Genomic DNA, 8,052 nt, shown 5'->3' with positions numbered 1-8,052 from the left:
TGGACCTGTGGTACCTGCCGCCTGCATTTTTTGAGCAGGCGGGCCACGGGCCTCAGTCGAGGTCCGGCCTTCCCTGCCCCCTCTCGTTTGAAGAGGGTGAGACCACTGTATCACTCGGACGCCTGGGGCGCCGCGAGGCTATGGACGCACATCCCCATATGTCGCTCAGAATTGTTGATCACGACGGCGCAACAGGCGCGGTGCCCACCCTTCCCTGGAGGGGGCCTGGAGGGGGGATGCAGGGGGAGCGCCTCGGCGTCCCCCGCATCCGGTCTCGAGTCTTACTTGTTCGCCGCGCGGGCGCGCGACTTGGCGGCCGCCTTGGCGCGGATCCGCGAGATCTGGCCGCGCGGCAGGGTGACGAAGATCTCGCCGATCCAATCCAGCTTGACCCCGACGATCGGCTTGGCGTTGAAGCTCTTCAGATTGACCACGGACGGCGATTTGCCGCGCTCGATCGTCTTCAGGTAACGCTCGCCGGATTTGAGGCGCACCACCGCCTCCTCGCCGTAGAAGCTCGACAGCGGGTGGCGCTGCTCGCGGTAGACGACGATCACGTCGCCATTCTCATATTTCGGCAGCATCGAATCACCGGAGACCTCGAAGGCGATGGTCTCCTCGGAGATCGGGAAGGGCAGGGCGACCTCGCCGAGGCCCTCGACCGGCACCTGCTCGTAATCCGGCTCGATCACCGAGCCGGCGCCGACCCGTCCCATGACGGGGACCGAATTGAGCTCGAGATACTCCGTAATGAGCGGAATCTCGGCCGCCTTGATCAGGCGCTGGCCGCCGAGGATCTCGGAGACCGCCCCCGGCCGCACGCCCATGGCGCGGGCCAACCCTCCTTTCGTCTTTCCTGGCTTCTCGAGTGCACGCTCGATCATGGCGACGTCCAACATGGCTTTGACCTCTTTTGCGAATCTCGGAAGGGATTATATGTTTCGAATAATCAGAACTCAAGCTTGACTTTTTGTTCGGAATATCGGAAGATTTGGCCGTCGGGTGAGCCGGCGGGTCCGGCGGCCCCGACCCAGAAGGAAGAGCGAGAATGCAATCCACCGATTGGCCAGACCAACATTCCAAAATGCTGTGCGAGCTTCATGCCCAGGGGCGGTCCTATGCCGAGATCGCGCGCGCCCTCAATGCGCAGTTCGGAACCGCCTATACGCGGAACGCGACGCTTGGCCGCGGCAAGCGGATCGGGCTTGTGGCGCCGGGCGGGCCGAAAGCCGCTCGATCCGAGCCCCGGCCGATGTCCGCGGCGACCCGAGCCCGGCGGCGAAGCCCGGACGCGGCGGCGTGGCCGATGCCGTCCCCGCCGAAGCCTGCCGCGCCGGTCAGGCTGCGCTGCGTCGGCCTCAGCCCGCGCCTGCTGTCCCTCGACCAGCTCGAACGCAACGATTGCCGCTACCCCTATGGAGGCGACCGGGACGACGATCCCATCACCTTCTGCGGTCATCCGCGCCAGCCCGGCTCCTGCTACTGCACGCCGCATTACCATCTCACGCGGCTTCCGCCCGAGGAGACCGCCGTGCGCTCCGCCGGCCCTTTGATCCTGCGGCTGGTCGCCGCCGCGTAGAGCGCGGCAAACCCGACCCGAACTGACCCCATCCATTTTCCGGAGACGAGACATGGCGCGCCCCAGACGCAGCAAGCCCCATCGCATGTCCAAGACCCACGACCGGAGAGCTCACGACCTGCCGCGAAATGCAGACGTGATTCCCGTAGAGATCGACGATCCGCTGGCGCTCGAGCCCGGCGAAAAGATCGTCGCGTTGCGATCGGTCCGCAGCGACCCGCTCGGCCGGCTGCACGCGCACAAGCAGCTGGATGACGCCCAATACCGGGCCGGACGGGCGTTCCAGAATGATTGGGAGCGGGCCGAGCGGGGCCCGCAGGCGATCGATCCCTCGCGCGAGCACGTCGACGGCGCCCGTGGGCGCGAGCCGGTCACCGAAGGCCAGAGGCAGGCGGTGCTGCGGCTCAACCGCGCCGAGCGCGAGCTCGGCGCCGACGGGGCGGCGATCACCCATGACGTCCTGGTGCACGGCCTGACCATGGAGCAGGTCGGACACAAGCGGGGGCTCGCCAGCCAGCGCTGGAATGATTATTTCGCCCGGCGCTTCAAGGAGTGCCTGGACCGGCTGGCCGTGGTCTACGGGTTTTCCACCGACAGGATCGCCAGGAAATGCGATGGGGCCGTGCGATCGGGCCGTCGGGGCGAGAGCTAACGGCCGGCACGACCGGCGCTCGTACCGTCGTCGACGGGGTACGAGCGCCGGTCGGACAATCGTTTTCCCTCAGGGATGCGGCGTCACGACATAAGTGGTGCTGTAGGGCTCGACGCGCAGCGAGGCATGCGACAGCAAACCGATCTTGGCCGAAGGCGTCATCTGCAGCTCGCCGTTCGGGCCGCGATGAACATTGTACTGCCAGGCCGCGAGGTCGCCTTTCTGCGCCAGTGCGCGCGCAACGGCGCTGGCATCGCTGCCGCCGATCGTCGCCAACTCGTCGCTATTGAGACCGATGACGATCTCGTCCTTGACGGTCACCACCTTGAACAGCGAGGTCGCGCTGTCGCCGGCCTTCGCCATCGAGGCAGCGAGCGACAGTGTGGCGACGGCGATGAAGATCGGGCGTGTCAGTCTGGAAGGCATGAGGACTCCTGTTGCCGATGGCATGATGGACGGCGTCGGTGTGCAGCCATTGGTTCCCGACGGGCGGCCATCGGTTCGCAGAAATCGATGCGGCGGTGGGTTGAACCAGGGGGCGTGACGTCGCGTCTAAGCGCGATTGCGGGATGCGTACGTGCCGCCTGATGGCCGGGTTGGTCCTGAGTTGACACAGGTCAAGCTGCGCGCCCGGGCATGTTGTATCTGGGAACGAGTGAAGTGAAGGGTGATGCCATGTTCAGCGGGAAATATCGATCTCCTTCGGCCGGTGGAAAAATCGCGATTGCGGCCGTCGCGGCCATCGCCGTGGTGGCGAGCGCGCCGGCGCCAGCCCATGCGCGGCCGGCGAGTCCGGCCAACAAGTCGGCGGTCGCGACGGCGACAGCCGGCGATTTGACCGATCTCAGCGCTCGCCGGCGCTATCGCCGCGTCTACAGGGGCAATCCAGCCGCCGGCTTGGCCATCATGGGTGCAATGATCGGCACCATCGGCGCAATCGCCGCGCATCAGCACGACGACTACTATTACTATGGGCCCGGCTATTATCCCGGACCCGGCTATTACGGGCCGCCGCGGGTGTACTACGCACCGCGGCCATATTATGTTCGCCCGTACTACGGCCCGCCCGGTTACTACTACAGTCCGTACTGACGTGACGCGGCGCTCCGTCGATGTTGCGGTGTCGGCTCAGAAGCCGCCGGCGCTGAAACGGAGCGGCTGCACGACGTCGTACGCCGCCTTGCTGATCGGGACCGCATAGTCGACCGTGAGCGGTCCGAATGGCGATGCCCAGGTCATGCCGACGCCGACCGAGGAGCGCAGCACGTTCCTGTTTGCCACCTGGACATTCTGGGTCGGGCCGCGATAGCCGAACACGGTTCCTGCGTCGACGAAGGCCGATGCACGCAGGCCGTATTCCTGCGGCAATCCAGGAATGTTGCCCTGCAGCTCCGCCGTGGTCGCCCAAAACAGGCTGCCGCCGACATTGTCCATCGTCGATCCTGGCGTCAGATCGCGCGGCCCAAAGCCGCCCGGCGCGAAGCCGCGCACCATGGTGGGACCGCCGAAGAAGCTGTTGAGCAGCGGCGCCTGCTGGCCACCCCATCCGGTGATATAGCCGCCTTGCGCGCGCACCATGCCGGTCAGGTCGCTGTTGATGGACCGATAGTAGCGGACGTCGCCCGTGGTCCGCAAAAAGCGAACGTCGCCGCCGAGACCGGCGAGATCCTGCGTCAACTGTGAACGAATGCCGCTGGTCGGCACCTTGTTGTTGTCGAGGGTGCTGTAGGTGACGGTATTGCCGAGCGAGGACACCGTCTGCCGTCCGGCTGCAATCGCCTGGCGAACCGGCAGGGACACCGCCGCCGGCGAGATCCCCGGCGCGAGCACCACCTTTTGGTCGTAGAGCGAATAGCGCCACAGCATGGCAGTCTGCTCGCTGACCGGCATGCCCAGGGTGAGGGCACCGCCATAGGTGTTGCTGCCGAACGATTGGAATGTGCTGACCATGCTCTGTCGAGCGAACAGCTCCATGCCAGGTGTCGTTCGACCGAGGGCGTAGGGCGAGGTGAAGGACAGGCTGGCGCCGCGCGCGAACTGGCCGTAGGTGAAGGTGGCCTGCGCAGTGTTGCCGGTGCCGAGCACGTTGCGGTCACCGATCTTCACCTCGGCGAGCAATCCGTCCGTGGACGAATAGCCGCCCGAGACGTTGAAGTCGCCGGTCGCCTGATCGACTGCCTCGACATCCACCACCACGCGATCCCTGGCCGAGCCCGGCCGCGTCGAGATCTTGACGGTCTTGAAGTAGTTGAGGTTGCGCAGGCGACGTTCGGCGCGGTCGATCAGCGTCCTGTTGTAGGCATCGCCTTCGCTGACGTCGAACTCGCGCCGGATCACGTCGTCGTGCGTGCGCGTGTTGCCGTGGATCTCGATGCGCTCGACATAGCTGCGTCGTCCCTGCTCGATCTGGAAGGTGACGTCGGCCAGCCGATCCTGCGCATGCCGATTGATCCCGGGCTCGACCTGCGCAAACGGAAAGCCGAGCTTGCCAAGTTCAGCCGCCAGGGCGTCCGAGATCTTGTCGATCTTGCTCTGGTCGAACGTGTCGCCCTGCTGCACCAGCAAGGATGTGCGCAGGCGGTCGCACGCCAGCCCCTGCACGTTGCAGGAGACGTCGACTGCGGCGAATTTATAGAGTCCGCCTTCCTCGATCGCAAAGGTGAGGTTGTAGCCGCTATTTGCCGCGTCATAGTCGACGCTCACATTGGAAACCTCGGCATCGGCGTAGCCGTGGTTGCGATAATATTGTCGCAGCAGCTCGCGGTCCTCGTTGACGCGGTCTGCGTCGTAGACGTTGCCGCCGGTCACGAAGCTCAGCACGTTGGTGGCCGAGGTCTTGATCACCGCGTGCAATTGTCGGGCGCCATAGGCGCGATTGCCTGTGAAGTTGATCGCCCTGACCGGCGTCTTCTTGCCTTCGGTGATGGTGAAGACGAGATCGACGCGGTCGTTGCCGCGATCGATGATCTCCGGGACGACGCGGATGTCGTCGCGTCCAGCGCGATGGTACGTCTGGATGATGCGGGCGACGTCGCCCTGAACGGTTGCGCGCTGCAGGCCGGCTCGCGGCTTTGATAGCACCGCGCCCGTGAGCTCCGCATCCTTCACCTTCTTGTTACCTTCGAAGGCGACGCGATCGAGCACTTTTGCTTCCGAGACGCGGACCACGGTCCGTCCGTCGGCGCGGCTGATCTTCACGTCGTCGAACAGCCCGGTCGCAACCAGCGCCTTCAGGCCGGCGTCGAGCGCGGCGGCGTCGTAGCGCCCGTTGGCGTCAGTGTGGAAATAGGATCGCACGGTGTCGGCATCGACGCGCCGATTGCCCTGTACTGCAAGGGCTTCGGCCGCCACGGCCGGCGGCGCGGACGTCACCACTAACAGCGTCGCAACGATCAATGCGACATGTCGCGATCTGCTGTCTCCACGGTGACGGCTGTCTCGGGCGGTCAACATGCGCGCATCTGCCTGCTCGTCATGCCGGGATGCAAGAGCCGGTGGGCGGCCAAATCATGTCGAAGCCGTGGAGACTTGGCGGCCTGCGATCACGCCTGCGAAGGGCGACCGGCAGGGAATCGAGCGCGGCCGCAGAATCGACGCAGAGTCGATTCAAACGGCGTGCAGCATCGTCCTCATCCGTACGCGCCAGCAGATGCTGATGCGGCGAACGTTTGTCGGGAGCAGACCATGCGCGCGATCGCCTTGGCCCTCATCGCTTGCACTTTCGTTCAATCAGCCCTTGCTGCTGCGGTCGTCCCAGAGATCGACCCACGCGCGTCGCTCGGTGTCGTCCAGAATTGGATCTACAACTATCGCACCAAACCCGACTACGCCCATGTGCCGGCGGCGGTGCGGGTGCTGTTTCACTCGCAGACGTTCAAGGAGCCGGAGAACGCGGGCATCTATCTCGGCTTCATTGCGGGGGCGATCGGCTCCAATCCGGCCAAGGCGGAACAACTGGTCAACAGCTTCTTTCCCGTGCCTCCCGAGGAGGAGTGGGTGGTCGTGCGGGCCATCGCCTATTCGGGTCTGCCGGACTGGCGCAATCTCATGCGCAAGGTCGCGCCGAAGATGCCGGGCCGCCGCGTGATGATCGACGGTTATCTCAGCGGCGCACAGCCGACCTTGATGGACATCCCATTGGAGGAATCGAAGCCTGGCGTGATGGACAAGCTGCGTGGCGCATTGACGCAGAATCCGTTCAAGAAGGAGGAACGCAAGCTCGACACGCGGCTCAGCTACGCGACCCACCAGGATCTGCTCGACATCCTCTGGGGTTATTACTTCGCGACCGGCTCGCGCGTGCCGATCCAGCGCATCGTGCAGATGCTGCCATGGTCGAAGAGCCGCGACACGATCGACAAGCTGACCATCGGTAGCATGGCGCGCTATACGCTTGCCAGCTACTCGGTGCGCGATGCCAGCCTGCGCGACTATCTCCGGGAGGAGCTGGCGCGGCAGTCGGGACCGGTCAAGGAGCCGCTCAGGGAGGTGGTTGAGGCCGCCGATACGGTGCAGCTCGGCGCCGTCCGCAAGGATGCCGTCGCCGCGGTCGAGGAGCTGAAGACCAAGGGCTCTGACGCCCGGCGCAACATGGATTTCTGGGGACAGCTCGGCGTCGGTGCCCTTGCGCTCGGCTGCGTCTCGGCTGCGGCGCTGGGGCAGGTCGCCGTCGGCATCCCCTGCGTGATCGGCGGCTCGGCCTCGCAGGGCCTGCTCTCGTTCTGGGAGAAGCAGCAATAGGCCGTCGGTGGCGCAGCGGTGGCGTTCGTTGGCGACCGAGGGAAGGGGAGAGCCGGTCGAGCGGAGCGGCGGGGGGCTGACACTCAGGGCGCTCTTGATGCCGAAGCGGCCTGATCGCGCGCCCAACATACACACTCAAGGGTTGTTCGGCTTTTCGTTTCCTCTACGAAAAGTAGAAAAAATAGTCAGCGCGCAGTCTCTGCTGGCACGCCTATGAAAAAATCAGGACAGGCTGGCCTTCACTGCAGCCGGATAAACCGGCTCACGGTGAACCTCCGCGCCAGATTCGTCGACGACGACGATGGACAGCCTGCGGTCGGTGATGCGCGGGTCGTGCCGGAGTCGCCGGGCCAAATCCCGGCTGTGCTCGATCGCCCCCGCACTCGTCGCAAATTCCAGGCCGGTCCGGTCTCTGGTCGGAATGCCATCCTTCATATCGAAATAATAAGTGCGCATGGTCTTCCTGCAGCCGCTGTGTGGCGGGAGTGGGCACGGAGCCCGAGCGGGATCCGCAACCCATTCTTCCCCCAAAGCAAACTATAGAAGACCTCTAATGTGGAGGACAAGCTTACCGCTGCCGTAATCCCCGCGCATTGTTCGGTAAACGACCGTTTCCACTGGTATCGTCAGCCAGAAACTGCCAGAAGACCCAAATTGTGACGCCGAAATCAACCCACCGGTCAGTTCGGCTTGCTGCGAGAGTTGTTCCCTGGCATACTTTCAACCTCATCGGGTTCCGCACGGTCGATTTCCAGGCGGGCCATCCTGAGGATCAGGGTCGCAGTCGTCAGACCGAGACTTTCAGCCTCGATTGCTGCAGTATCTACCTTGCGTGCAAGGCCTTCACGTTTGCTAAGGACTGGCATTACCGTTTCCTGCCAAAGGTGCGAGATGAAGAATTCAACATTCATCGCGGAGCTGCACACGAAGCTCGGAGCCCCATCGAGCGAAGCCGTGGAAAGCCTTCGTCTGCTGAAGGCGTTCCTGAAGCTGGCTCCGGGCCAGCGCATCGAGGTGATCGAGATAGTCGAGCGGTTGACCGCAGACGCCCTTTCGGAGACCGACCGCCCTCTGTCCTGAC

10 protein-coding genes are annotated in these 8,052 nt (G+C 64.5%); 5 read left to right on the top strand and 5 right to left on the bottom strand.

Annotation, left to right across the window (positions count from 1 at the left end; genetic code table 11):
• Positions 1–281 precede the first annotated feature (281 nt).
• A complete protein-coding gene (locus QX126_RS18965) occupies positions 282–899 on the bottom strand; it encodes a helix-turn-helix transcriptional regulator (RefSeq protein ID WP_315739119.1) in 618 nt (205 codons plus the stop codon).
• Between the two features lie 149 nt (positions 900–1,048).
• On the opposite strand from QX126_RS18965, the gene QX126_RS18960 reads away from it, so the two are divergent.
• Together QX126_RS18960 and QX126_RS18955 are read left to right on the top strand one after the other, a co-directional pair.
• Positions 1,049–1,579, top strand: coding sequence for a GcrA family cell cycle regulator (locus QX126_RS18960; protein WP_315782881.1), 531 nt, complete (start codon positions 1,049–1,051; stop codon positions 1,577–1,579).
• Between the two features lie 52 nt (positions 1,580–1,631).
• Complete coding sequence (locus tag QX126_RS18955) at positions 1,632–2,231, top strand: DUF6456 domain-containing protein (protein WP_315756169.1); 600 nt, start codon at positions 1,632–1,634, stop codon at positions 2,229–2,231.
• A 69-nt stretch (positions 2,232–2,300) separates the two neighbouring features.
• On the opposite strand, the gene QX126_RS18950 is transcribed toward QX126_RS18955, so the two are convergent.
• Positions 2,301–2,657: a hypothetical protein gene (locus QX126_RS18950; protein ID WP_315739114.1), complete on the bottom strand. Its 357-nt coding sequence runs from the start codon at positions 2,655–2,657 to the stop codon at positions 2,301–2,303.
• 249 nt (positions 2,658–2,906) lie between these two features.
• Between QX126_RS18950 and QX126_RS18945 the strand changes: the two genes are divergently transcribed.
• The gene (locus QX126_RS18945) at positions 2,907–3,323 is read left to right on the top strand and encodes a hypothetical protein (RefSeq protein ID WP_315782879.1); all 417 of its coding nucleotides are present in this window, start codon (positions 2,907–2,909) and stop codon (positions 3,321–3,323) included.
• Positions 3,324–3,359: 36 nt separating this feature from the next.
• Here the strand turns inward: QX126_RS18945 and bamA are convergent, their stop codons facing one another.
• Positions 3,360–5,684 (bottom strand): outer membrane protein assembly factor BamA, encoded by a 2,325-nt coding sequence (gene bamA, locus QX126_RS18940; RefSeq protein WP_315782876.1) that lies wholly within the window; start codon positions 5,682–5,684, stop codon positions 3,360–3,362.
• A gap of 231 nt (positions 5,685–5,915) precedes the next feature.
• Between bamA and QX126_RS18935 the strand changes: the two genes are divergently transcribed.
• Positions 5,916–6,971, top strand: coding sequence for a hypothetical protein (locus QX126_RS18935; RefSeq protein WP_315782874.1), 1,056 nt, complete (start codon positions 5,916–5,918; stop codon positions 6,969–6,971).
• Positions 6,972–7,193: 222 nt separating this feature from the next.
• On the opposite strand, the gene QX126_RS18930 is transcribed toward QX126_RS18935, so the two are convergent.
• Both QX126_RS18930 and QX126_RS18925 read right to left on the bottom strand, forming a co-directional pair.
• Complete coding sequence (locus QX126_RS18930) at positions 7,194–7,427, bottom strand: DUF6894 family protein (protein WP_315712992.1); 234 nt, start codon at positions 7,425–7,427, stop codon at positions 7,194–7,196.
• 224 nt (positions 7,428–7,651) lie between these two features.
• On the bottom strand, positions 7,652–7,882 hold the full coding sequence (locus QX126_RS18925; RefSeq protein ID WP_315739109.1) for a hypothetical protein: 231 nt from the start codon (positions 7,880–7,882) through the stop codon (positions 7,652–7,654).
• Here QX126_RS18925 and QX126_RS18920 point away from each other — a divergent pair.
• A complete protein-coding gene (locus QX126_RS18920) occupies positions 7,863–8,051 on the top strand; it encodes a hypothetical protein (protein WP_315782872.1) in 189 nt (62 codons plus the stop codon). The two genes, QX126_RS18925 and QX126_RS18920, sit on opposite strands and share 20 nt — an antisense overlap.
• Position 8,052 lies beyond the last annotated feature (1 nt).

The organism is Bradyrhizobium sp. SZCCHNPS1003, assembly GCF_032381555.1.
GTDB lineage: Bacteria > Pseudomonadota > Alphaproteobacteria > Rhizobiales > Xanthobacteraceae > Bradyrhizobium.
Note: the sequence above shows the minus strand (reverse complement) of the source record. Positions and strands in the feature narration are given on the sequence as shown.